The organism is Pseudomonas sp. GW822-FHT02D10, from assembly GCF_058802345.1.
This window is the reverse complement of the sequence record NZ_JBXAOB010000008.1, coordinates 215,391-238,380: the sequence shown is the minus strand read 5'-3', so window position 1 is coordinate 238,380 and position 22,990 is coordinate 215,391. Positions and strand designations below refer to the sequence as shown.

The window sequence follows — 22,990 nt, the reverse complement described above, 5'->3', positions numbered from 1 at the left end:
GTTTACCAAGGAGTTTTCCGTTTCGACTGCGCCGGAAGTGGGGCGAATTATAGACGTCCAGAATCTGCCGTCAACACCTATTTTCATAAATCCGTCATATCGATCTAAAAGCCCCGAAAACACGAAGGCCGATACCCCTATTAGCTAATAGGGACCGGCCTTCGGCCCTTCTACTTACAAGCTAGGGAATGCGAACTGCGAAGCCTCATGGCTCGCACGTTGCGGCCAGCGCTGGGTAATCGCCTTGCGACGAGTGTAGAAACGCACACCATCCGGGCCATACGCATGCAGATCGCCGAACAGCGAACGCTTCCAGCCGCCAAAGCTGTGATACGCCACTGGAACCGGCAACGGAACGTTGACCCCAACCATGCCGACTTCGATCTCATCGCAGAACAACCGCGCCGCTTCCCCGTCACGGGTAAAGATGCAGGTGCCATTGCCATACTCGTGATCGTTGATCAGCTGCATCGCCTCTTCCAGGCTGTTGACCCGAACGACGCACAGCACCGGCCCGAAGATCTCTTCTTTATAGATGCGCATCTCTGGCGTGACGTTATCGAACAGGCAGCCACCCAGGAAGAAGCCTTCCTCATGACCGGCCACGCTCAGACCACGACCGTCGACTACCAGGGAAGCACCAGCAAAAACGCCGTCTTCTATATAGCCACTGACTTTGTCGCGAGCCTGACCGGAAACCAGCGGCCCCATGTCCAGACCACACGACGTGCCGGCACCGATTTTCAGTGCCTTGATTTGCGGTACCAGTTTGGCCACCAGCGCATCCGCTACCTGATCGCCGACACACACGACCACCGAAATTGCCATGCAACGCTCGCCGCAAGAACCGTAAGCCGCGCCCATCAGTGCGCTGACGGCGTTATCCAGATCCGCATCCGGCATCAACACCGCGTGGTTCTTCGCCCCGCCCAATGCCTGGACACGCTTGCCACGCTTGGTGCCTTCGGCATAGATGTACTCAGCAATGGGCGTCGAGCCAACGAAGCTCAGCGCTTTGACTTCAGGCGCTTCGATCAAGGCATCCACGGCTGACTTGTCGCCATGAACCACACTCATCACGCCTTTCGGTAAACCGGCTTCCAACAACAACTGCGCGATCAGCAGCGTCGAGCTCGGATCACGCTCGGAGGGTTTGAGGATGAAGCAGTTACCGCAGACGATCGCCAGCGGATACATCCACAGCGGCACCATCGCCGGGAAGTTGAACGGGGTAATGCCAGCAACCACACCCAGCGGCTGGAAATCCGACCAGGCATCGATGTTCGGGCCGACGTTACGGCTGTACTCGCCCTTGAGGATTTCCGGTGCCGCACAGGCGAACTCGACGTTCTCGATACCGCGCTTCAATTCACCCGCAGCGTCTTCCAACGTCTTGCCGTGTTCTTCGCTGATCAATTGAGCGATACGCGCTTCGTTCTGCTCCAGCAATTGCTTGAAGCGAAACATCACCTGAGCGCGTTTGGCCGGTGGCGTGTTGCGCCAGGCCGGGAATGCAGCCTTGGCCGAGTCGATGGCTTTTTGAATGGTTTCACGGCTGGCCAATGGCACCTTATGGATTGGCTGGCCGGTAGACGGGTTGAACACGTCAGCAGTGCGAGCGTTGTCGCTCACCAGTTCACCATTGATCAAATGCGGGATGAGGCTCATGCGGGGCTCCTGAAAAGTTGTCCACAGGCACGCATTGCTGCGCGCCTGTTGTTTGTTCTTATATAGAGGGAAGAATCAGTCGATCTTGTTCAGCACTTCGCCGACCGCATCGAACAGACGATCAAGATCCTGCGGCTTGCTGTTGAAGGTTGGGCCGAACTGCAAGGTGTCGCCGCCGAAACGCACATAGAAGCCAGCCTTCCACAGCGCCATGCCCGCCTCGAACGGACGGACGATGGCGTCGCCGTCGCGTGCAGCGATCTGGATCGCACCGGCCAGACCGTAGTTACGGATGTCGATGACGTTCTTCGACCCCTTCAGACCGTGCAAGGCATTCTCGAAATGCGGCGCGACTTCGGCCACGCTCTGCACCAGGTTTTCCTTTTGCAGCAGGTCGAGTGCTGCCAGACCAGCAGCGCAGGCCACCGGGTGCGCCGAGTAGGTGTAACCGTGCGGGAATTCCACCGCGTATTCCGGCGTCGCCTGGTTCATGAAGGTCTGGTAGATCTCCGAACTGGCGATCACCGCGCCCATCGGGATGGCGCCGTTGGTGACTTGCTTGGCGATGCACATCAGGTCCGGGGTCACGCCGAAGCTGTCAGCACCGAACATCGAACCGGTACGACCGAAGCCGGTGATGACTTCGTCGAACACCAACAGGATGTTGTGCTGATCGCAGATTTCGCGCAGACGCTTGAGGTAACCCTGCGGCGGAACCAGTACACCGGCGGAACCGGCCATTGGCTCGACGAACACCGCTGCGATGTTCGAAGCGTCGTGCAGTTCGATCAGTTTGAGCAGCTCATCGGCCAGGGCGATACCGCCCTCTTTCGGCATGCCACGGGAATAGGCATTGCTGGCCAGCAGGGTGTGCGGCAGGTGGTCGACGTCCATCATCGCCTGACCGAACAGCTTACGGTTACCGTTAACGCCGCCCAGGCTGGTGCCGGCGATGTTCACGCCATGGTAGCCACGGGCACGACCGATCATTTTGGTTTTGGTCGACTGACCTTTCAGACGCCAGTAAGCGCGGACCATCTTCACCGCCGTATCGGCACACTCGGAACCTGAGTCGGTGAAGAACACATGGTTCAGATTGCCCGGGGTCAGCTCGGTGATTTTCTCGGCCAGCTGGAACGACAGCGGGTGGCCGTACTGGAAGCCCGGCGAGTAATCAAGGGTACCCAACTGTTTGGCCACCGCTTCCTGGATTTCCTTGCGGGTATGCCCGGCGCCGCAGGTCCACAGACCGGACAGCGAGTCATAAACTTTGCGGCCCTTGTCGTCGATCAGGTAACTGCCTTCAGCGGCAACGATCAGGCGCGGGTCACGCTGGAAATTGCGATTGGCGGTGTACGGCATCCAGTGAGCATCGAGCTTGAGTTGGCTGGCCAGGGAGACCGGGGCGTTTTCAGGCACGTTCATGAGCAAAACCTCGCAGGGCAATAAGCGGCGTAGGGATGAAAAGCGTTCTTGCAGCTAAATTGCCACGGCGATAAAGTCGGTGAAATCCAACTTTTCTAACCTTCAGTCAGCCCCATACTAAACTTTTGAGTAAAAAGCATGAGCAGCCGTCGACCTGATCCACTGGCACAAGTCAGTGACTTTGATATCCGCCTGCTGCGTATTTTTCGCAGCGTGGTCGAATGCGGCGGCTTCTCTGCGGCGGAAAGCGTGCTCGGAATTGGACGTTCGGCCATCAGCCAACAGATGAGCGATCTGGAACAACGTCTTGGCCTGCGCCTGTGCCAACGTGGACGTGCCGGGTTCTCGCTGACCGAAGAAGGTCGCGAGGTCTATCAATCGGCGTTGCAGCTATTAAGTGCGCTGGAAAGTTTCCGCACCGAGGTCAACGGACTGCACCAACACCTGCGCGGCGAGTTGACCATTGGCCTGACCGACAACCTCGTCACCCTGCCCCACATGCGCATCACTCACGCACTGGCGCAGTTGAAGGAGCGCGGGCCAGACGTGCAGATTCAGATCCGCATGATCGCGCCCAATGAAGTCGAACAAGGCGTGCTCGACGGACGCTTGCATGTCGGCGTGGTACCGCAGGCCAGCGCTCTGTCAGGTCTGGAATATCAGCCGCTGTACAGCGAGCGCTCGCTGCTCTATTGCGCGGTCGGCCATCCGTTGTTTTATGTCGACGATAAACAGCTGGACGACGAGCGCCTCAACAGCCAGGACGCGATTGCCCCGACCTTCCGTTTACCGGCCGAGATTCAGGCGCATTACCAGGCCCTCAATTGCACCGCCAGCGCATCGGACCGTGAAGGCATGGCGTTCCTGATTCTGACCGGGCGCTACATCGGTTACCTGCCCGACCATTACGCCAGCCTGTGGGTGCAGCAAGGTCGCTTGCGCGCGCTCAAACCCGACGCACGCTTTTATGATCTGAGCCTGGCATCGGTCACACGCAAAGGACGTCGCCCACATCTAGTGCTGGAAAGCTTCCTGGAGAGCCTGGCGGCGACGCGATAAAAACCCTGAAAGCCGCCCGCTTTAACGCTTTTATGGTGACAAGGCTTGTCGGATTCCTGTGGGTGCGCTATCAACGCACGGTGCACCCACTGACCCGCTCGGAACCGCCCATGACCTTTGAAATCCCAGCCCACGCAGGCGCTCACCCCGACAAACCCGCCAGCCGCATTCGTCAAAAGAACGAAGAGGCGATCCTCAAAGCCGCCGAAGTCGAATTCGCTCGTCACGGCTTCAAAGGCACCAGCATGAACACCATCGCTTCGAGCGCCGGGCTGCCCAAGGCCAATCTGCATTACTACTTCACCAACAAGCTCGGGCTGTACGTCGCGGTGTTGAGCAACATCATTCAGTTGTGGGACAGCACCTTCAACACGCTGACGTGCGACGACGATCCGACCGAAGCGCTGACCCGCTACATTCGCGCCAAGATGGAGTTCTCCCGCCGCCAGCCGCAAGCCTCGCGGGTGTTCGCCATGGAAGTCATCAGCGGCGGTGAGTGCCTGACCGAGTATTTCAACGAGGATTACCGCGCCTGGTTCCAGGGCCGCGCGAACGTGTTTCAGGCCTGGATCGACGCCGGCAAGATGGACCCTGTAGACCCGGTAAACCTGATCTTCCTGTTGTGGGGCAGCACTCAGCATTACGCCGACTTCGCCACGCAAATCTGCCGCGTCACCGGTCGTACCAAACTGACCAAACAGGACGTGGAAGACGCCGGCGATAACCTGATCCGCATCATTCTTAAAGGCTGCGGCCTCACTCCTGCCATTTAAGACGTTCACCCATGCCTTTTACCCTCGCCGGCCCTTGCGAATACCGCGAAGAGATTCGCAAAAGCCGCTTCATCGCCCTCGCGGCACCGATCACCAGTGTTGCCGAGGCGCAAGCATTCATCGAGCAGCACAGCGACCTGAACGCTTCACACAACTGCTGGGCCTGGAAACTCGCTGATCAGTACCGCAGCAGTGACGACGGCGAACCGGGCGGCACCGCTGGCCGACCGATACTCGCGGCAATCGAAGCGCAGGACTGCGACCAGGTCGCGGTGGTGGTGATTCGCTGGTACGGCGGCATTCAACTGGGCACCGGCGGCCTCGCACGAGCCTATGGCGGCAGCGCCAATAAATGCCTGCAAGGCGCCGAACGGATAGCCCTGATCAGCCGAGTGCCGATCCGTTGTGCTTGCGGTTTCAGCGAATTGGCGCTGGTCAAATTGCGGGTGGCGGAACTGGGCGGGTTGGTGATGGAGGAAACCTTCACCGCCAACGGCGTGGAACTGCAACTGGCCGTCGGTGCGGCGCAGATCGATACCTTGCAGAGCCAACTGGCGGATTTGAGTCGCGGGCGGATTGTGTTGCAGCGCTGAAACACTGCGACCTTTTGGGGCATTGGCGCCATGCCAACATTCCCGACACTTGCCCACAACCGCTGTGCACCCGACTGTGGATAACCTGAGTACATAGCGCTGTAACCCTTCTGCGGCGTGGCTTTGCGACCGCTGATCATTTTTCGTTCAATTGCCCATCCACGCGGCCAATTCCACCGCAAAACAAACAGTTAGAGCGGTATATCACCTTTAGAAGAAAGCCCCTCAGTGCTTATGCCCGGGCTTTTGGCTTGCGCACAAATACTGTGGAGCAACCTGTGGATAACCCGTTCATGGCTGGCGCAGTCGCCTAGCCAGCATAGGCCGCAGCCACATGGTCATTTTTTAACCAGATTACCAAAGTCCAGATCTGCCCCCCATCCTGCACCTCGCCCTGAAGTAGTGCCTGATCGCGAATCAGACTATGGCGCGCATTGCGCTGTGATCACGGTGCGATGCGCCTTTCAGCATTTTCCTGACTCAATGGCCAGGAAATTGCTTTACCCACAGGCATAACCTCCACCGACCCGAGCCTGTGATGCCAAACCCCGCGCTGCCCCCTGATCAAACGCCACGTCTGCAACTGCGCAGAATCAGCAAACGTTACCCCGGTTGCCTGGCCAACGATGCCATCGACCTGAACATTCAACCCGGTGAGATCCACGCCTTGCTCGGTGAAAACGGTGCCGGTAAAAGCACCTTGATGAAGATCATCTACGGCGTAACCCACGCCGACTCGGGGGAGATGATCTGGCAAGGCCAACGGGTCAACATGCGCAACCCGGCCCAGGCCCGCAGCCTTGGGATCGGCATGGTGTTCCAGCATTTCTCGTTGTTCGAAACCCTTAGCGTGGCGCAGAACATTGCCCTCGCCATGGGCCCATCAGCGGGCACACCGAGAATGCTTGAGCCGAAGATTCGCGAAGTCTCGCAACGCTATGGCATGGCGCTGGAACCCGAGCGGCTGGTGCACAGTTTGTCGATTGGTGAGCGCCAGCGGGTGGAGATCATTCGGTGTTTGATGCAGGACATCCGTCTGTTGATTCTCGATGAACCGACTTCGGTGCTGACGCCACAAGAGGCCGACGAGTTGTTCGTCACCTTGCGCCGACTGGCGAGCGAGGGCTGCAGCATTCTGTTCATCAGCCACAAGCTCGGCGAAGTTCGCGCGCTGTGTCATAGCGCCACGGTGTTGCGTGGCGGGCGAGTCGCCGGCCATTGCCTGCCCGCCGAGTGTTCGGACCAGCAGTTGGCGCGGTTGATGGTCGGCGATGCCGCCGGGTTGATCGCGGACTACCCGAAAGTCAGTGGCGGCGCGGCGTTTCTGAAGGTTGCCCATTTGTCGTGGCACAACCCTGATCCGTTTGGCTGCTCACTCAGCGATATCGACCTTGAGGTGCGCAGCGGTGAAATTGTCGGCATCGCCGGGGTTGCCGGCAATGGTCAGGACGAACTGCTCGCCCTGCTCAGCGGCGAAGAGCGGCTGACGCGTAAAGAGGCGACGAACATTGGCTTCGCTGGCCAGCCTGTCGCCGATCTACGTCCGGATGCGCGACGAAGTCTGGGCCTGGCGTTCGTGCCGGCGGAACGGCTCGGGCACGGCGCAGTACCGGAATTGAGTCTGGCGGACAACGCGCTGCTCACCGCCTTCCAACAAGGTCTGGTCAGTAACGGGCTGATCCAGCACGCCAAGGTCGAGGCGCTGGCCGAAGAGATCATTCGCCGCTTCGGGGTCAAGACACCTGACGCCCACGCGCCGGCCCGCAGTCTTTCTGGCGGTAACTTGCAGAAATTCATCCTCGGCCGGGAAATCCTCCAGCAACCCAAACTGCTGGTCGCCGCGCACCCGACCTGGGGCGTGGATGTCGGCGCGGCGGCGACCATTCACCGCGCGCTGATTGCCTTGCGCGATGCCGGGGCGGCGATTCTGGTGATCTCTGAAGACCTCGACGAACTGTTCCAGATCAGCGACCGCCTCGCCGCGCTGTGCAGCGGCCGCTTGTCATCGCTCAAACCGACGGCGCAGACCACGCTGATCGAAATCGGCGGCTGGATGGCCGGCCAGTTCGACGCCCTTCAATCACCCGCGCCTTCGCCGGTTTAACGGAGCTTCACATGGTGCTTACTCTCGAACCCCGTGGCCAGCAATCGCGCCTGATGCTCTGGTGCTCGCCATTACTGGCCGCCACGCTGACGCTGGGCTGCGGCTCACTACTGTTTATTGCCCTCGGCCACGCCCCATTACTGACCTTGCACACCTTGTTGATCGCGCCGATCAGCGATCTGTATGGCGTCTCCGAGTTGTTGGTCAAAGCCCTGCCGATCCTGCTCTGCGCCCTGGGCTTGGCAGTGGCGTATCAGGCACGGATCTGGAACATCGGCGCCGAAGGTCAATTGCTGCTCGGCGCCTTGGCCGGTAGCGCATTGGCGGTGAACATTATCGATATGCACAGCCGTTGGGCGCTGGTGTTGATCCTGCTCACCGGTACGCTGGCCGGCGCGGCGTGGGCCGGACTGACCGCGTGGTTGCGCACGCGCTTCAATGCCAACGAAATCCTCACCAGCATCATGCTCAATTACATCGCGCTGAACCTGTTGCTGTTCTGTGTGCATGGGCCGCTGAAGGACCCTGCAGGTTTCAATTTTCCCGAGTCAGCGATGTTTGGCGAAGCCAGCCGCTTGCCACTGTTGATGGAGGACGGTCGGGTTCACGCCGGGGTGTATTTCGCCTTGCTGGCGCTGGTGGCGGTGTGGGTGTTGTTGCAGAAAAGCTTTGTCGGCTTTCAGATCAAAGTGCTCGGTCTCGACAAGCGTGCAGCAGGGTTTGTCGGCTTTCGCGAGAAGCGCCTGATCTGGCTGGCGCTGTTGATCAGCGGTGGATTGGCCGGGTTGGCCGGGGTCTGCGAAGTCACCGGTCCGATCGGCCAATTGGTGCCGCAAGTTTCTCCAGGTTATGGCTATGCGGCGATCACCGTAGCGTTTCTCGGGCGACTGAATCCGATCGGCATCCTGTTTTCCAGCCTATTGATGGCGCTGTTGTACATCGGCGGCGAGAGCGCGCAGATGACCCTCAATCTGCCGCAAGCCATCACCCAACTGTTCCAGGGAATGATGCTGTTTTTCCTGCTGGCCAGTGATGTGCTGATTCTTTACCGACCACGGCTGAACCTGCGCTGGGCGCGGCGTGCTTCGGCCACCTCAGTTCAAGCGGGAGCGCTGTGATGGATATCGATCTGCTGAGCAATATTTTCTACGCCATGGTTCGTTGCGGCACACCGCTGTTGCTCGTGGCCCTGGGTGAGTTGATCTGCGAGAAAAGCGGCGTCCTCAACCTGGGGCAGGAAGGGATGATGCTGTTTGGCGCGGTGATCGGTTTTATCGTCGCGCTGAACACCGGCAATCTGTGGCTCGGCGTGCTGCTGGCGATGGCGGCCGGCATGTTGTTGTCGGCGCTGTTTGCCTTGGTGGCACTGGTGTTCAACGCCAATCAGGTGGCCACGGGGTTGGCGTTGACGATCTTCGGGGTCGGCTTGTCGAGCTTCGTCGGCGCGGCGTGGGTGGGTAAACCGTTGGCCGGGTTCGAGCCGGTGGCGATTCCCGTGTTGAGTGAGATTCCGCTGATTGGGCGAATGCTGTTTGCCCAGGATCTGCTGGTGTACCTGTCGTTCGCGCTGTTTGCGCTGGTGGCGTGGGCCATTCTGAAAAGCCGGATCGGCTTGATCATCCAGGCCGTTGGGGAAAATCCGGATGCCGCCAGCGCGATGGGCTTGCCGGTGCTGCGGGTACGGACCCTGGCGGTGCTGTTCGGCGGCGCGATGGCCGGATTGGCCGGCGCTTACCTGTCGCTGGCCTACACCCCGATGTGGGCCGAAAACATGAGTGCCGGCCGTGGCTGGATTGCCTTGGCGCTGGTGGTGTTTGCCAGTTGGCGAGTCTGGCGTTTGCTGCTGGGCGCTTATCTGTTCGGGCTGGCGAGCATTCTGCATTTGGTCGCCCAGGGGCTGGGGTTGGCGATTCCCTCGAGTTTGCTGGCGATGCTGCCGTATGTCGCAACCATTGTGGTGTTGGTGCTGCTGTCCCGCGACGCCATGCGCACACGCTTGTATGCGCCGGTGTCGTTGGGACAGCCGTGGCAGGCCGGGCACTAGCGGTGAGCCGTCACGCCCTCATCGCGAGCAAGTATTGCGAAGGGGTCCACATGAATACGGCTCCAATGATTCGAGGAGCAAACAGGCTGAAGCCTGGAGTATGCTCCAGGGTCAAGCCTTAACGAGTAGTGAATCATGTCTACGGTAAAGACCGCACTGATCATCGGCGCCTCTCGCGGCTTGGGCCTTGGGCTGGTGAAAACCCTGCTGGCCGACGGCTGGCAAGTCACCGCCACGGTGCGTAACCCGCAGAACGCCGAGGCGTTGCAGGCGCTGGGTAAGGTGCAGATTGAAAAACTCGACATGGACGATCAACAAGCCGTGATCGCCCTCAGCCGGCAACTCAAAGGTCAGGTATTCGACCTGCTGTTCGTCAACGCCGGAGTCAAAGGCCCGGAGGTGCAGACACCGGGCGGTGCAACGCTGGCCGAGGTTGGCCAGTTGTTCTTCACCAACGCCGTGGCACCGATCAATCTGGCCCAGCGTTTCGTCGGGCAGATTCGCGAAGGCAGCGGCGTATTGGCGTTCATGAGTTCGGTGCTCGGCAGCGTGACCATGCCCGACGCGCCAGAACTGGCGCTGTACAAGGCCAGCAAAGCGGCGCTGAATTCGATGACCAACAGCTTCGTCACGCAGTTGGGCGAACAGAAACTCACCGTGCTATCGCTGCATCCGGGTTGGGTGAAAACCGACATGGGCGGTGAAGGCGCAGACATTGATGTCGACACCAGCACCCGCGGACTGGTCGATCAGGTAAACGCTTATGCTGGCAAGGGTGGGCATCATTTTGTGAATTACCGGGGTGAGACGATTCCCTGGTAAACATCACAACCCATCCCCTGTGGGAGCGAGCTTGCTCGCGATGACGACGTTACATTCAACGCTGATGTCGACTGTCAGTCCGCTATCGTCGGATCGCCGCCCGGAGCAAGCTCGCTCCCACAAGGTCATGCGTCGGTCCTGTGGTAACGACGCTTGCCCGAAAAGCGCTTTTGTTCGAAACTGCACACTCGCCCCCGCGGCGACCCTGGATCAGCAGACAGGGCAACACTGAGCTGGCGAACCTGAACCCAACTTTCAGAGGAGCCGGCAAATGCCTGCGACCCGTATCTGGTTAAAAAATCCCCTCGCTATCTTTACTGCCAACGGCCTCGATGCCCGTGGCGGCCTGGTGCTGCAAGACGGTTTGATCGTCGAAGTGCTCAAGCAAGGCCAACAACCCGCGACGCCCTGTGGACAAGTCTTCGACGCCCGCGAGCATGTGGTCCTGCCGGGGCTGATCAACACCCACCATCACTTCTATCAAACCCTGACCCGCGCCTGGGCACCGGTGGTCAATCAGCCGCTGTTCCCCTGGCTGAAAACCCTGTACCCGGTCTGGGCCCGACTGACCCCGGAAAAACTCGCACTGGCGACCAAGGTGGCCTTGGCTGAATTGCTGCTGTCGGGTTGCACCACTGCCGCCGACCACCATTACCTGTTTCCCGATGGCCTTGAAAACGCCATCGATGTGCAGGTCGACAGCGTTCGTGAGCTCGGCATGCGCGCCATGTTGACCCGTGGTTCGATGAGCCTCGGCGAAAAGGATGGAGGCCTGCCGCCACAGCAAACCGTGCAGCAAGGTGAAGTGATTCTCGCCGACAGCCAGCGCCTGATCGCCGAGTACCACGAACGTGGGAACGGCGCGCAAATCCAGATCGCCCTGGCGCCCTGCTCGCCGTTCTCGGTCACCCCGGAAATCATGTCAGCCAGCGCCGAACTGGCGAACACCCTCGATGTGCGCCTGCACACCCACCTGGCCGAAACCCTCGACGAAGAAGACTTCTGCCTGCAACGCTTCGGCCTGCGCACCGTGGATTATCTGGACAGCGTCGGCTGGCTCGGCCCGCGCACCTGGCTGGCCCACGGCATTCACTTCAACCCCGACGAAATCGCCCGCCTCGGCGCGGCAGGCACCGGCATTTGCCATTGCCCGAGTTCGAACATGCGCCTGGCATCGGGCATTTGCCCAACCCTGGAGCTGACGGCTGCCGGCGCACCGCTGGGGCTTGGGGTCGACGGTTCGGCGTCCAACGATGCCTCGAACATGATCCTCGAAACCCGTCAGGCGCTGTACCTGCAACGGCTGCGTTACGGCGCGGAGAAAATCACCCCGGAACTGGTGCTGGGTTGGGCCACCCAGGGTTCGGCGAAATTGCTCGGCCGTAGCGATATCGGCGAACTGGCGGTGGGCAAGCAAGCGGATCTGGCGTTGTTCAAACTCGATGAGCTGCGCTTCTCCGGCAGCCATGACCCAATCTCGGCGCTGCTGCTGTGTGGCGCAGACCGTGCGGACCGAGTGATGGTCGGTGGCAAATGGCGAGTGATTGATGGGCAAGTCGAAGGGCTGGATCTGAAAGGTTTGATTGCCGATCACAGTCAGGCGGCGCGGCAGTTGATCAGCGGTGTCTGATCGAGCTTAAACCTTAGCGCACCAGTGGATGGCAGCCGGTTCGGCTCATGCACTTTTATTGGCCCCCGGGCCCCTTCGCGAGCAAGCCCGCTCCCATAGGACTTGCACAAATCCTGTGGGAGCGGGCTTGCTCGCGAAGGCCGCACCACGGTTTCGACAGTTTTGTTGTCTTGTTGGTCAGCTATTTGCATTGGCCCTGCCAAGCCATAACGCCCAGCCAACCTCACAACAAGATGGAGTTCGAATTCATGCACAAACGTCCGTTGAAGAAACTGCTTTGCGCGGTTGCCGCCGTCGCCGGTCTAAGCGCCAGCCTGAGTGCCAGCGCCACCGATCCGCTGAAAGTCGGCTTCGTCTACATCGGCCCGATCGGTGACCACGGCTGGACCTATCAGCATGAACAGGGGCGCAAGGCGCTGGTGGAAAAATTCGGCGAGCAGATCACCACCCATTACGTGGAGAACGTCGCCGAGGGTGCGGACGCCGAGCGGGTGATCCGCAACATGGCCAAGGACAAGTACGACCTGATCTTCACCACCTCCTTCGGCTACATGAACCCGACCCTGAAAGTCGCCAAACAATTTCCCAAGGTGACCTTCGAACACGCTACTGGCTACAAGCAGGACAATAACCTCGGCACCTATATGGCGCGTACTTACGAGGGCCGTTATGTCGGTGGTTTCCTCGCGGCGAAGATGACCAAGAGCAAAAAAATCGGCTACGTCGCTTCGTTCCCGATTCCGGAAGTGATCCGCGACATCAACGCGATTCAGCTCGCCCTGAACAAGTACAACCCCGGCAGCGAAATCAAAGTGGTGTGGGTCAATTCCTGGTTCGATCCGGGCAAGGAAGCCGACGCCGCTAACGCGCTGATCGACCAGGGCGTTGATGTGGTGTTCCAGCACACCGACAGCCCGGCGCCAATCCAGGCCGCCGAGCGTCGTGGGGTCTACGCGGTGGGTTACGCCTCGGACATGGCGCACTTCGGGCCGAAAGCCGTGCTGACCTCGATCGTCAATGACTGGGGCCCGCACTATGTTCAGGCGACTCAGAGCGTGATCGACCACTCATGGAAATCTCAGGATTACTGGGGCGGCTTGAAGGAAGGCACGGTTGAATTGCCGATCAGCGATCTGGTGCCAGCGCAGGTTAAAACCGAAGCCGAGCAGATCATCACGGACATCAAGAGCGGTGCATTTCAACCGTTCACCGGGCCGATCAAGGATCAGGCCGGGACCGAGAAAATTGCCGCCGGCGTGAGCGCCAGCACGGCAGAACTGGCATCGATGAACTATTACGTCGAAGGCATGAAGGCCGAGATACCGAAGTAACACAAAACCCTGTGGGAGCGAGCTTGCTCCGGGCGGCGATCCGACGATAGCGGACTGACAGTCAACAATGATGCTGAATGTTATGGCCTTTTCGCGAGCAAGCTCGCTCCCACAAAAGCTCATCTCGCGTTTATCAGGGCCGCATCCCGACACCCGCATCGAATGTCTGCCTGGCTGTCGGGATGAGCTGCACACGGCGAAGTACCCGGTCGCTACCTGCGCCGAATTCCTGCTTTCTCGGTTTGCCAACACCTATGCTTATCGTCAGGAAGAGGAAGTGGATTGATGAACCGACTGGTCAGGTTTTGCTAATTGTTTCCACAAGCATCTGTAGAATGCTCGCCATCTGCACCTGATGAGAAAAGAATATGTACGACTGGCTGAACGCCCTGCCCAAGGCAGAATTGCACCTGCACCTGGAAGGCTCGCTGGAGCCTGAGTTGCTGTTCGCCCTGGCTGAACGCAACAAGATCGCCCTGCCGTGGAGCGACGTTGAAACCCTGCGCAAGGCGTATGCCTTCAACAACCTGCAAGAGTTCCTGGACCTGTATTACCAGGGCGCCGATGTGTTGCGCACCTCTCAGGATTTCTACGACCTGACCTGGGCCTACCTGTTGCGTTGCAAGGCGCAGAACGTGATTCACACCGAACCGTTCTTCGATCCGCAAACCCACACCGACCGTGGCATCCCGTTCGAAGTGGTGCTTAACGGCATTGCCAGCGCGTTGAAAGATGGTGAGCAGCAACTGGGCATCACCAGCGGTTTGATCCTCAGCTTCCTGCGCCACTTGAGCGAAGACGAAGCCCAGAAAACCCTCGACCAGGCGCTGCCGTTCCGTGATGCGTTTGTCGCCGTCGGCCTGGACAGCTCCGAGATGGGCCACCCTCCGAGCAAGTTCCAGCGCGTGTTCGATCGCGCCCGTCACGAAGGTTTCCTGACAGTTGCTCATGCCGGTGAAGAAGGCCCGCCGGAGTACATCTGGGAAGCCCTCGACCTGCTGAAAATCCAGCGTATCGACCATGGCGTGCGTGCCATCGAAGACGAACGCCTGATGCAGCGGATCATCGACGAGCAGATCCCGTTGACCGTTTGCCCACTGTCCAACACCAAGCTTTGCGTGTTCGATCACATGTCCCGGCACAACATCCTCGACATGCTTGAGCGTGGAGTGAAGGTCACGGTGAACTCGGATGACCCGGCGTACTTCGGCGGTTATGTCACCGAGAACTTCCATGCGCTATATACCCATTTGGGCATGACCCAGGATCAGGCCAAGCGCCTGGCGCAGAACAGCCTGGATGCCAGACTGGTCAAGCCGTAAGCCTTACCAAAGAACCAATGTGGGAGCAGCCGGGCAGCGTTCCGTTTGCTCGCGATAGCGGACTGACATTCAACATCGATGTTGACTGTGAAGCCCTCATCGCGAGCAAGCTCGCTCCCACAGGGTCGGTGTTTAACCGACGGTCACTGCCTCGCTCAACTCCTCCAGCGTCTTGCCCTGCGTCTCCATCCCGAACAGCCAGACAACACCCGCGGCAATCGCGAAACACATCGCCCCCAGGGCGAACACCCCGCCCTGCCCCGTTATCGGGAACACCAGCCCGGTGACCAATGGCCCGATCAACGAGCCGATCCGGCCAATCGCCGAGGCAAACCCGGAACCGGTGGCGCGCGCCGAAGTGGGATAGAGCTCCGGCGTGTAGGTGTAGAGCACCGCCCACATACCGAACAGAAAGAACTGCATCAACAGGCCCGAGCTGATCAACAGGCTGACATTGCCGCCAAATACCGCGCTCTGCCCATACAAAAATGCCATCGCCCCACCACCGAGCAAGGTGATGATGCACACCGGCTTGCGTCCCCAGCGCTCCACCAGCCAGGCAGCCATAAGAAAGCCGGGAATCCCGCCGAGGGAAATCAGCACCGTGTAATACACCGACTGGGTTACGGCAAACCCCGACTGTTGCAGCAATGCGCTGAGCCAAGAGGTCAGGCCATAGAAGCCAAGCAAGGCAAAAAACCAGACACTCCAGATCATCATCGTGCGTTGGCGGTACAACGGTGACCAGATTTCACTCAAGGCCGAAAAGAAGTGGCCCGGGCGACTCTCGATCCTCGGCAAACGAACCGGCTCCGGCAAGTCGGCGCGCCCCAACGAGCCGCGCACCTTGTCTTCAATGCGCTGCAAAACCTTGTCTGCCGCCACGTGGTGTCCGGCCTGTTCCAGCCAGCGCGGTGACTCGGGAATGAAGAAGCGGATCGCCAGGACAAATACTGCCGGCACCGCCAGCACCAGGAAGATGTCGCGCCAGCCAATCACAGGTAACAGGAAGTAAGACAGCACGCCCGCCGCCACAAATCCCAATGGCCAGAAGCCGTCCATCAACGCGATATATCGCCCACGTCGTTTGGCTGGGATCAGTTCGGACAACATCGATTGGGCAATCGGAAACTCCATGCCCATGCCGATCCCCAGAAGAATTCGAAACAGCGTCAGCATCTCGACGGATTGCGCCGTAGAACAGAGATAACTGGCGATGCCCCACAACACGATGCTCCACTGGAACACCGGCTTGCGCCCGAAGCGGTCGGCGAGCATCCCGGACAATGATGCACCGAGCACCATGCCAAAGAAGCTCGAGCTGGCGAGCAACCCGGCCTGCGCCGTGCTCAGAGCGAACTCGGCTTTGATCGAGCCCAGGAGGAAGGTCATCATTGCCAGGTCCATGGAGTCGAAGAGAAACGCCAGGGCAATGATGATGAAAATGATCCGGTGATAACCGCTGATGGGTAGTCGTTCCAGCCGTTCTGCCGCGCTATAGCCTTGCGTTTCCATACCGTATGCCCCAATTCGAGAATCCCCGAATCGAGTGTGCGGGATCGCCTGGGGTAGCTATTGCTGGATACGACCTGGCCACAGCTCTGAGCGACGTCTGAAACCTCTCGCCACAGACGCCGCAAGCGTTGCTAAAGGGCCATTTCCAGTTCGACTTCTTTGGCAAACAGATCGATTTCACGCTGGCCGGCCGCTGTGATCTGCAGAACACGCGTGTCGCTGGGCAGATTCAACCAGCCGGACTGCATGAACAACTGCAATACCGCCGCCCCCAGCGTGCCGCCCAGGTGCGGTCGGTGCTCGCTCCAGTCAGGGCAGGCGCAGGCTACGCGGGAAGTGCTGTGGGCCAGCGCCTGAATGAACACGCCGTGGGTCGCCAGCTGGTTGGCGCCTTTGTGGGTCACGATGACGCGCTTGTCCAACTGTTCGATCCAGCCGGCATCGAGCAGCCGCTGATACAGATCAGCCGCCAGGCTTCCCCCCAAATGGTCTTCACAGAGCCTGGCCCGCAGCAATGACGAAGGCGCCGTATGCACTTTCGTCGATGGGCCGGTGCGTTTGAGCAACTCTGGAACCTTGCCTGGCAAACTGGCCAGCGTGGCGCTGGCCAGCGCTTCAACCGCCGCACCGATTTCGGGAGCCGCAAGCCGGAAAAACCGCTTGCGCCCACGCGCCTCGACTTTCAATAGTCCACCGCTGGACAACCGCCCCAGGTGCGCATTGGCCGAAGACGGCGACAAGCCAGCCAGCAATGCCAACTCCTCGGATTGCCGCGCAGTACCGTCCATCAAGGCCCACATCATCGCGCTACGCTTCGGGTCCGCCAGCAACGTGGCTATCTGGCTGATGCAAGGTGCATGTTCCATGTATTCACTCCCTGTTGAATCATTTGTCTACTGCTCTGGGACATCTTGACCAGTAATGTGCTGCCGGCCAAGGCGTGAAAACCGCCAAACGCCGGGCGGTGTAACCAACGGATACGACAAGCCTCTTCGAAAATCCCGACTGTGCTCAACGACGATCAGCGCAGCGGCCAACCGCTTTGAACGAGGTTTCGCAACTTCGCTGACAACGGTGCGACACCAGGCAGGCGTTAGTATAAGCGCGATGATCTTCGGTTCCTGCCCGCAGGAAGCATTTTGAGGTGATAGTTCCTGCCAGAATTTTCCCTATTTGCGTGCGACTACTCGCCTGCAACAAACATTGTGGGTAATTGTCCCGACAATTTGGCACTTCGCGACTTGAGCAGTTCACGCAGCAGGTTCACCGGCTTACTCAATTGAGCGCGATGGGCGCACAGCAAATTCAGCGGTGCACGCTCGCAGAGCCGCTCCGGCACAATCAACGCGGCCAATCTGCGCCGTGCCCATGAACGACTGGAAAGCGGCCAGTCCAAGGGCAAGATTGTCCTCGAAGGCTTCCAGGATTTCAGATGACAGTGTGTTCCTTTTGGTGTTTCAAAAACGGACTACACCGTCAGTCTGAGGAGTTGATCCACGTCACAACTGCGATCAAATTCGGGTCTACAATCGAGCTTCCCGCAGCGCAATTTTTTACGTGAGGAAGTCAGCAATGAAGATCCTGATAAAAGAATTGGCAAAGTCCCAGTGGCAGGTCCGCCTGGACAATCACGCGGTGAACTTCCGCAGTGAAGCCGAAGCCCGTGCTTTTACCTCGACCCTCGAGGCCCGATTGCAAGCTCCTCATTACCTCCCCGAACGCCAGCAACGAGCAGCCGGCTGACTCAAGTCACGGCTTGCGCTGTCCGGGCAATTTGCAGCCGACGGGTGAGCATCGCGACGCTCACCACCAAAATTCCGCACAGGCTGATGACCATTGCCATTGGCATCGCTGTGCCGTCGTGCAGCACGCCCACCAACGCTGCCGCCCCTGCGGCGACACTGAACTGCAAGCAACCAAGCATTGCCGAGGCACTGCCTGCGCGAGCGCCCTGACCGCTCATGGCGCACGCCGATGCATTGGGAATGATGCAGCCCAAGCTTGCGATGCAGATAAACAGTGGGATCAACAACGGCCATAAATGCTCGGTATGCAGTGAACTGACCGCCAGCAATGTCAGGCCCGCCGCCAGATAAATCCATACGGTGCGCGCCAGCAAAAAGGCCGGGCCGCGTTTGGAAAGCAGTCGTGCGTTGAGCTGAGCCAGCAGAATGAAGCCCGCCGCATTGGTGCCGAACAGCCAGCCGAAGTGCTCGGCCGGGACACCGTACAGTTTGATGAACACGAAAGGCGAACCGGCGATGTAGGCAAACATCCCGGCAATGGCGATGCCGCCGGTCAAGGCATGGCCGAGGAAAATCCTGTCAGAGAGCAGTCGACCGTACTGGCGCAGAGCACCCGACAGCGGCTGACGCGGCTGGTTGGTCGGCAAGCTTTCCGGCAGGCCCACTGCAACCGCCAGGGCCGACACTGCACTGAACACCGTCAAGGCGATAAAGATCGACTGCCAGCCATGCAGGTTGACCAGCAGACCGCCGAGCATTGGCGCAAGAATCGGTGCCAGGCCCATCACCAGCATCAGTTGGGAAAAAACTTTCGCCGAACCCACCGCGTCACACTTGTCGCTGACCACCGCACGGGAAATCACCATCCCGGCGCAGCCGCCCAACGCCTGAACGAAACGTGCAGCGATCAACCACTCAAGGCTCGGTGCAAACGCGCACACCAGCGATGCCAGGGTGAACAGGCCGACGCCCACCAGCAACGGAATGCGCCTGCCGAAGCGATCGGCCACCGGGCCATAAGCCAACTGACCAATCGATAGCCCGAGGAAATAGGCTGCCAAGGTCAGTTGGACGTGTTTTTCATCAGTGCCAAAAGCCACCGCCATCGCCGGGAAAGCTGGCAGATAGAAATCGATGGCCAGCGGCCCGAAAGCGCTCAGGGCGCCAAGAATCAGAAGGGTGCGGAGGTTCATCAGGCGTCCAGTTATGCGTCAGTCGGCAGCCCGACAGTCTAGCCGTGCCTGGACACCTTGAACATTCCGATAGGTCGCTAACTATTAAAAAGGTTCAGGCCAGCTTTACGTCATAACCTTCTTCGCTGATCAAGCTGATCACCTGCTCTGCCGACAATGCGCTCTCGACGCCGACTTCCTTCGCCGCGAGGTCGACCCGAACACTGGCCGCCGGATCCTTGGCTTGCAGCGCCTGGGTAATGGCCCGAACACAGTGACCGCACGACATTCCCTGAACGTTGAATACTTGCATGAGGCAACTCCTTTTATGAGGTTGGAACCAGTCTTGACCTTGCCACGGTGGCAAGGTCAAGTTCTGAAGTGATCTGCCGGGCTGGCAATCATCGTCGCGCTCGGCCAAGCTGCGCCATCAATGACTCAAAAGCAGGAGATGCAGCCATGCGCTGGTCAGCTTTCAGCCTATTCGGCATGCTCAGTCTTTTCGCCGCCGCGCCCTCGGCCAGCGCCGAAGACTACGGTGTGCTGATCATTTCTCGCGAGCGCCTGGAAGTCGCGACCTCGTGCGAGATTGGCGTGTACGTCCAGGATCAGTTGTCGGCGCGACTGTTCCAGGAGCAGAGCACCTCATTCAACTTGCCGCCGGGTAATTACTCCTTGCGGCTCAAACTGCTGCCCGGCCAGGCCCCCGGTTGCAACGCCGGGATGCTGGCCCCCGGCTCGCAGAACATCACGCTCAGGGCGGGTGATTTGTTGAAATTCCGTATCGCCATGAATCAGCAAGGGATGTACCTCAAACCCGCCGCGCTGGGGTATTGATCCACCTCTAAAAGATCGCAGCCTGCGATCTTTTAGAAGAGACTTGACCTTACCCGCATGGCAAGGTTGATCCTGTAGGTCATTTCTACAGGGAGTAAGACCGATGTCCGATTCCACCACCTTCGATCTGCCGATATCCGGTATGACCTGCGCCAGCTGCGCTGGCCGGGTCGAGCGTGCGTTGAGTAAAGTGGTTGGCGCAAGCAGCGTCAGCGTCAACCTGGCCACCGAGCAAGCTCGCGTCCAGGCCCCTCGCGACAGCTTGCCGGCGCTGATGGAAGCGGTGCAGCAAGCCGGTTACAGCGTGCCGGCACACAGCCTCGAATTGAGCATCGGCGGCATGACCTGCGCCTCGTGTGTCGGTCGGGTCGAACGTGCCTTGAATAAAATCGCCGGGGTGAAAAGTGTCAGCGTCAACCTGGCCAACGAACGCGCGCACCTCGAACTGCTCGGCCAGATCGACCCTCAAGTATTGATCGGCGCTGTCAGCAAGGCTGGTTATACCGCCAGCGTTTGGCAAGCCGAACAATCCACTGACGACGCTCAGCAACAACGTCTGCGCCACGAACGCTGGAGCTTGCTGATGGCAATCGTTCTGGCCTTGCCGCTGGTGCTGCCGATGCTGGTACAGCCGTTCGGCCTGCACTGGATGCTCCCGGCCTGGGCACAGTTTGCGTTGGCGACCCCGGTGCAATTCATCTTCGGTGCACGCTTTTATGTCGCCGCGTGGAAGGCCGTTAGAGCGGGCGCTGGCAACATGGACCTGCTGGTAGCCCTCGGCACCAGCGCCGGTTATGGCTTGAGCATTTACCTGTGGGCCACCGCCAGTGCCGGCAGCATGCCGCATCTTTATTTCGAAGCTTCGGCGGTAGTGATCGCGCTGGTGTTGCTGGGCAAATACCTGGAGAGCCGCGCCAAACGCCAGACTGCCAGCGCCATTCGCGCCCTTGAAGCCTTGCGTCCTGAACGGGCGATTCAGGTACTCGACGGCCGCGAACAGGACGTCGCCATCAGCGCGTTGCGCCTCGGCGATCTGGTGCTGGTCAAACCCGGCGAACGCTTCCCGGTGGACGGTGAAGTGATCGAAGGCCAAAGCCACGCCGACGAAGCGCTGATCAGCGGCGAAAGCCTGCCGGTGCCAAAACAACCCGGCGACAAAGTGACTGGCGGTGCGATCAATGGCGAAGGCCGTCTGCTGGTTCGGACTCAGGCCCTTGGCGCGGAAACCGTATTGGCGCGAATCATCCGTCTGGTGGAAGACGCCCAGGCCGGCAAGGCACCGATTCAAAAGCTGGTGGATAAAGTCAGTCAGGTATTTGTGCCGGTGGTGTTGCTGTTGGCGCTGGCAACCTTGATCGGCTGGTGGCTGTACGGCGCACCGCTGGAAACGGCGGTGATCAACGCGGTCGCGGTGCTGGTGATCGCCTGCCCTTGCGCCCTCGGCCTGGCCACACCGACCGCGATCATGGCCGGCACTGGCGTGGCCGCACGCCACGGAATTCTGATCAAGGACGCGCAAGCGCTGGAACGTGCCCATGAAGTCAGTGTGGTGGTGTTCGACAAGACCGGCACACTGACGTCCGGCACGCCACGCATCGCTCACTTGCGCGCCGTCGACGGCAACGAAGCAACCCTGCTGCAACAGGCCGGCGCCCTGCAACGCGGCAGCGAACATCCGTTGGCCAAGGCCGTGCTGGACGCCTGTGCCGAGCGTGACTTGTCGGTGGCCGATGTCAGCGCCAGCCAATCACTGACCGGTCGTGGCATTGCCGGCACGCTGGGGGGGCGCCGGTTGGCGCTGGGCAATCGCCGTCTGCTGGAAGAAAGCGGCTTGAACGCCGGCCCCTTGGCCGATTCCGCCAACGCCTGGGAAGCCGAGGGTCGGACCTTGTCGTGGCTGATCGAACAAAGCCCCGCAGCGCAGGTGCTCGGCCTGTTCGCCTTTGGCGACACCCTCAAGCCCGGCGCGCTGCAAGCCATCGAAGCACTCAACGAGCAACACATCGGTAGCCACCTGTTGACGGGTGACAACCGTGGTAGCGCCCGAGTGGTCGCAGAAGCACTGGGGATCAGCAACGTTCATGCCGAAGTACTGCCGGCCGAAAAAGCTTCGACCGTCACTGAACTGAAGAAAACCGGCGTGGTGGCGATGGTCGGCGACGGCATCAACGACGCCCCGGCGCTGGCGGCGGCGGACATCGGCATCGCCATGGGCGGCGGCACCGACGTTGCGATGCACGCCGCAGGGATCACCTTGATGCGCGGCGACCCTCGCTTGGTGCCAGCGGCGCTGGAGATCAGCCGCAAAACCTACGCGAAGATCCGCCAGAACCTGTTCTGGGCCTTCGTTTACAACCTGATCGGGATTCCGCTGGCGGCGTTCGGCTTGCTCAACCCGGTTCTGGCCGGTGCAGCAATGGCCTTGTCCAGCGTCAGCGTCGTGAGCAATGCTTTACTGCTCAAAACCTGGAAGCCGAAAGACCTGGAGAACGTTGAATGAACATCGGCCAAGCAGCCAGACACAGTGGCCTGAGCGCCAAGATGATTCGCTATTACGAGTCGATCGGCCTGCTCAAGGCCGCGCATCGTACCGACAGCGGCTACCGCATCTATGGCGACGACGACCTGCACAGCCTGGCGTTCATCAAGCGTTCGCGCGACCTCGGGTTTTCTCTGGAAGAAGTCGGCAAACTGCTGACGCTGTGGCAGGACCGCCAACGGGCCAGCGCCGACGTCAAGGCACTGGCCCGTCAGCACATCGATGAGCTGAACCAGAAAATCCGCGAGCTCGGCCAGTTACGCGACACTTTGCAGGATCTGGTGGAACATTGTCAGGGCGATCACCGCCCGGACTGCCCAATTCTCAAGGAGCTGGCGTCGGGCTGCTGCGCCGAGCCATCGACTGCCTGATCTGATGTCCACAAAAAATCCGGCCGAAGCCGGATTTTTC

At 59.9% G+C, this 22,990-nt stretch carries 20 protein-coding genes and 3 pseudogenes; 16 read left to right on the top strand and 7 right to left on the bottom strand.

All coding sequences use genetic code 11. The features are described from left to right. Nucleotides 1-174 precede the first annotated feature (174 nt). A complete protein-coding gene (locus AC1RPZ_RS15920; RefSeq protein WP_493137950.1) occupies nucleotides 175-1,668 on the bottom strand; it encodes a CoA-acylating methylmalonate-semialdehyde dehydrogenase in 1,494 nt (497 codons plus the stop codon). A gap of 75 nt (nucleotides 1,669-1,743) precedes the next feature. Continuing rightward, on the bottom strand, nucleotides 1,744-3,093 hold the full coding sequence (gene aptA / locus AC1RPZ_RS15915) for an omega-aminotransferase AptA (RefSeq protein WP_493137949.1): 1,350 nt from the start codon (nucleotides 3,091-3,093) through the stop codon (nucleotides 1,744-1,746). Between the two features lie 138 nt (nucleotides 3,094-3,231). On the opposite strand from aptA, the gene AC1RPZ_RS15910 reads away from it, so the two are divergent. The 11 genes and pseudogenes from AC1RPZ_RS15910 (at nucleotide 3,232) to AC1RPZ_RS15860 (ending at nucleotide 14,771) form a co-directional block, all read left to right on the top strand. After that, entirely contained in the window at nucleotides 3,232-4,152 is a 921-nt protein-coding gene (locus AC1RPZ_RS15910) for a LysR family transcriptional regulator (RefSeq protein WP_019693711.1), read from the top strand. Between the two features lie 110 nt (nucleotides 4,153-4,262). Continuing rightward, nucleotides 4,263-4,925, top strand: a complete 663-nt coding sequence (locus AC1RPZ_RS15905; RefSeq protein ID WP_493137948.1) for a TetR/AcrR family transcriptional regulator — start codon at nucleotides 4,263-4,265, stop codon at nucleotides 4,923-4,925. A gap of 11 nt (nucleotides 4,926-4,936) precedes the next feature. Next, the gene (locus AC1RPZ_RS15900) at nucleotides 4,937-5,518 is read left to right on the top strand and encodes an IMPACT family protein (protein WP_493137947.1); all 582 of its coding nucleotides are present in this window, start codon (nucleotides 4,937-4,939) and stop codon (nucleotides 5,516-5,518) included. Nucleotides 5,519-6,056: 538 nt separating this feature from the next. Next, nucleotides 6,057-7,622 carry an ABC transporter ATP-binding protein gene (locus AC1RPZ_RS15895; RefSeq protein ID WP_493137946.1) on the top strand — a complete coding sequence of 522 codons (1,566 nt, stop codon included), beginning with the start codon at nucleotides 6,057-6,059 and terminating at the stop codon, nucleotides 7,620-7,622. Nucleotides 7,623-7,633: 11 nt separating this feature from the next. Then, the gene (locus tag AC1RPZ_RS15890) at nucleotides 7,634-8,740 is read left to right on the top strand and encodes an ABC transporter permease (RefSeq protein ID WP_493137945.1); all 1,107 of its coding nucleotides are present in this window, start codon (nucleotides 7,634-7,636) and stop codon (nucleotides 8,738-8,740) included. Beyond that, the gene (locus AC1RPZ_RS15885) at nucleotides 8,740-9,666 is read left to right on the top strand and encodes an ABC transporter permease (protein WP_493137944.1); all 927 of its coding nucleotides are present in this window, start codon (nucleotides 8,740-8,742) and stop codon (nucleotides 9,664-9,666) included. Before AC1RPZ_RS15890 ends, AC1RPZ_RS15885 begins: the two co-directional genes overlap by 1 nt. 135 nt (nucleotides 9,667-9,801) lie before the next feature. Then, on the top strand, nucleotides 9,802-10,488 hold the full coding sequence (locus AC1RPZ_RS15880; protein WP_493137943.1) for an SDR family oxidoreductase: 687 nt from the start codon (nucleotides 9,802-9,804) through the stop codon (nucleotides 10,486-10,488). A gap of 271 nt (nucleotides 10,489-10,759) precedes the next feature. Further along, on the top strand, nucleotides 10,760-12,118 hold the full coding sequence (locus tag AC1RPZ_RS15875) for an 8-oxoguanine deaminase (protein ID WP_493137942.1): 1,359 nt from the start codon (nucleotides 10,760-10,762) through the stop codon (nucleotides 12,116-12,118). A gap of 248 nt (nucleotides 12,119-12,366) precedes the next feature. Beyond that, a complete protein-coding gene (locus AC1RPZ_RS15870; protein ID WP_493137940.1) occupies nucleotides 12,367-13,449 on the top strand; it encodes a BMP family ABC transporter substrate-binding protein in 1,083 nt (360 codons plus the stop codon). Nucleotides 13,450-13,543: 94 nt separating this feature from the next. After that, nucleotides 13,544-13,735: pseudogene (locus AC1RPZ_RS15865) on the top strand (2OG-Fe(II) oxygenase); the annotation flags it as partial. Nucleotides 13,736-13,817: 82 nt separating this feature from the next. Continuing rightward, nucleotides 13,818-14,771 (top strand): adenosine deaminase, encoded by a 954-nt coding sequence (locus AC1RPZ_RS15860; RefSeq protein WP_493137939.1) that lies wholly within the window; start codon nucleotides 13,818-13,820, stop codon nucleotides 14,769-14,771. A 132-nt stretch (nucleotides 14,772-14,903) separates the two neighbouring features. Here AC1RPZ_RS15860 and AC1RPZ_RS15855 read toward each other — a convergent pair whose 3' ends face one another. The 3 genes and pseudogenes from AC1RPZ_RS15855 to AC1RPZ_RS15845 all read right to left on the bottom strand — a co-directional run. After that, nucleotides 14,904-16,286, bottom strand: a complete 1,383-nt coding sequence (locus AC1RPZ_RS15855) for an MFS transporter (protein WP_493137938.1) — start codon at nucleotides 16,284-16,286, stop codon at nucleotides 14,904-14,906. Between the two features lie 131 nt (nucleotides 16,287-16,417). Further along, nucleotides 16,418-17,152, bottom strand: coding sequence for an ArsR/SmtB family transcription factor (locus AC1RPZ_RS15850; RefSeq protein ID WP_493137937.1), 735 nt, complete (start codon nucleotides 17,150-17,152; stop codon nucleotides 16,418-16,420). A gap of 317 nt (nucleotides 17,153-17,469) precedes the next feature. Beyond that, nucleotides 17,470-17,631 (bottom strand): annotated as a pseudogene (locus AC1RPZ_RS15845) (LysR family transcriptional regulator); the annotation flags it as partial. Here AC1RPZ_RS15845 and AC1RPZ_RS15840 point away from each other — a divergent pair. Both AC1RPZ_RS15840 and AC1RPZ_RS15835 read left to right on the top strand, forming a co-directional pair. Then, nucleotides 17,621-17,722: pseudogene (locus AC1RPZ_RS15840) on the top strand (hypothetical protein); the annotation flags it as partial. The pseudogenes AC1RPZ_RS15845 and AC1RPZ_RS15840 sit on opposite strands and share 11 nt — an antisense overlap. A 136-nt stretch (nucleotides 17,723-17,858) precedes the next feature. Further along, nucleotides 17,859-18,029 carry a hypothetical protein gene (locus AC1RPZ_RS15835; RefSeq protein ID WP_401124379.1) on the top strand — a complete coding sequence of 57 codons (171 nt, stop codon included), beginning with the start codon at nucleotides 17,859-17,861 and terminating at the stop codon, nucleotides 18,027-18,029. Between the two features lies 1 nt (nucleotide 18,030). Here AC1RPZ_RS15835 and AC1RPZ_RS15830 read toward each other — a convergent pair whose 3' ends face one another. Beyond that, nucleotides 18,031-19,224 (bottom strand): multidrug effflux MFS transporter, encoded by a 1,194-nt coding sequence (locus tag AC1RPZ_RS15830; RefSeq protein WP_493137936.1) that lies wholly within the window; start codon nucleotides 19,222-19,224, stop codon nucleotides 18,031-18,033. A gap of 94 nt (nucleotides 19,225-19,318) precedes the next feature. Continuing rightward, nucleotides 19,319-19,516 carry a heavy-metal-associated domain-containing protein gene (locus tag AC1RPZ_RS15825; RefSeq protein WP_493137935.1) on the bottom strand — a complete coding sequence of 66 codons (198 nt, stop codon included), beginning with the start codon at nucleotides 19,514-19,516 and terminating at the stop codon, nucleotides 19,319-19,321. A 146-nt stretch (nucleotides 19,517-19,662) separates the two neighbouring features. On the opposite strand from AC1RPZ_RS15825, the gene AC1RPZ_RS15820 reads away from it, so the two are divergent. From AC1RPZ_RS15820 to cueR, 3 genes are all read left to right on the top strand, one after another. Then, on the top strand, nucleotides 19,663-20,040 hold the full coding sequence (locus AC1RPZ_RS15820) for a hypothetical protein (protein WP_493137934.1): 378 nt from the start codon (nucleotides 19,663-19,665) through the stop codon (nucleotides 20,038-20,040). Nucleotides 20,041-20,143: 103 nt separating this feature from the next. Further along, nucleotides 20,144-22,540, top strand: coding sequence for a heavy metal translocating P-type ATPase (locus AC1RPZ_RS15815; protein WP_493137933.1), 2,397 nt, complete (start codon nucleotides 20,144-20,146; stop codon nucleotides 22,538-22,540). Continuing rightward, nucleotides 22,537-22,950, top strand: coding sequence for a Cu(I)-responsive transcriptional regulator (cueR, locus tag AC1RPZ_RS15810; protein WP_493137932.1), 414 nt, complete (start codon nucleotides 22,537-22,539; stop codon nucleotides 22,948-22,950). Before AC1RPZ_RS15815 ends, cueR begins: the two co-directional genes overlap by 4 nt. Nucleotides 22,951-22,990 lie beyond the last annotated feature (40 nt).

Bases quoted from the DNA above. Each gene is read 5' to 3' on its own strand.
- AC1RPZ_RS15920 (WP_493137950.1), bottom strand. From the start codon at position 1,668: ATGAGCCTCATCCCGCATTTGATCAATGGTGAACTGGTGAGCGACAAC.
- aptA (WP_493137949.1), bottom strand. From the start codon at position 3,093: ATGAACGTGCCTGAAAACGCCCCGGTCTCCCTGGCCAGCCAACTCAAG.
- AC1RPZ_RS15910 (WP_019693711.1), top strand. From the start codon at position 3,232: ATGAGCAGCCGTCGACCTGATCCACTGGCACAAGTCAGTGACTTTGAT.
- AC1RPZ_RS15905 (WP_493137948.1), top strand. From the start codon at position 4,263: ATGACCTTTGAAATCCCAGCCCACGCAGGCGCTCACCCCGACAAACCC.
- AC1RPZ_RS15900 (WP_493137947.1), top strand. From the start codon at position 4,937: ATGCCTTTTACCCTCGCCGGCCCTTGCGAATACCGCGAAGAGATTCGC.
- AC1RPZ_RS15895 (WP_493137946.1), top strand. From the start codon at position 6,057: ATGCCAAACCCCGCGCTGCCCCCTGATCAAACGCCACGTCTGCAACTG.
- AC1RPZ_RS15890 (WP_493137945.1), top strand. From the start codon at position 7,634: ATGGTGCTTACTCTCGAACCCCGTGGCCAGCAATCGCGCCTGATGCTC.
- AC1RPZ_RS15885 (WP_493137944.1), top strand. From the start codon at position 8,740: ATGGATATCGATCTGCTGAGCAATATTTTCTACGCCATGGTTCGTTGC.
- AC1RPZ_RS15880 (WP_493137943.1), top strand. From the start codon at position 9,802: ATGTCTACGGTAAAGACCGCACTGATCATCGGCGCCTCTCGCGGCTTG.
- AC1RPZ_RS15875 (WP_493137942.1), top strand. From the start codon at position 10,760: ATGCCTGCGACCCGTATCTGGTTAAAAAATCCCCTCGCTATCTTTACT.
- AC1RPZ_RS15870 (WP_493137940.1), top strand. From the start codon at position 12,367: ATGCACAAACGTCCGTTGAAGAAACTGCTTTGCGCGGTTGCCGCCGTC.
- AC1RPZ_RS15860 (WP_493137939.1), top strand. From the start codon at position 13,818: ATGTACGACTGGCTGAACGCCCTGCCCAAGGCAGAATTGCACCTGCAC.
- AC1RPZ_RS15855 (WP_493137938.1), bottom strand. From the start codon at position 16,286: ATGGAAACGCAAGGCTATAGCGCGGCAGAACGGCTGGAACGACTACCC.
- AC1RPZ_RS15850 (WP_493137937.1), bottom strand. From the start codon at position 17,152: ATGGAACATGCACCTTGCATCAGCCAGATAGCCACGTTGCTGGCGGAC.
- AC1RPZ_RS15835 (WP_401124379.1), top strand. From the start codon at position 17,859: ATGAAGATCCTGATAAAAGAATTGGCAAAGTCCCAGTGGCAGGTCCGC.
- AC1RPZ_RS15830 (WP_493137936.1), bottom strand. From the start codon at position 19,224: ATGAACCTCCGCACCCTTCTGATTCTTGGCGCCCTGAGCGCTTTCGGG.
- AC1RPZ_RS15825 (WP_493137935.1), bottom strand. From the start codon at position 19,516: ATGCAAGTATTCAACGTTCAGGGAATGTCGTGCGGTCACTGTGTTCGG.
- AC1RPZ_RS15820 (WP_493137934.1), top strand. From the start codon at position 19,663: ATGCGCTGGTCAGCTTTCAGCCTATTCGGCATGCTCAGTCTTTTCGCC.
- AC1RPZ_RS15815 (WP_493137933.1), top strand. From the start codon at position 20,144: ATGTCCGATTCCACCACCTTCGATCTGCCGATATCCGGTATGACCTGC.
- cueR (WP_493137932.1), top strand. From the start codon at position 22,537: ATGAACATCGGCCAAGCAGCCAGACACAGTGGCCTGAGCGCCAAGATG.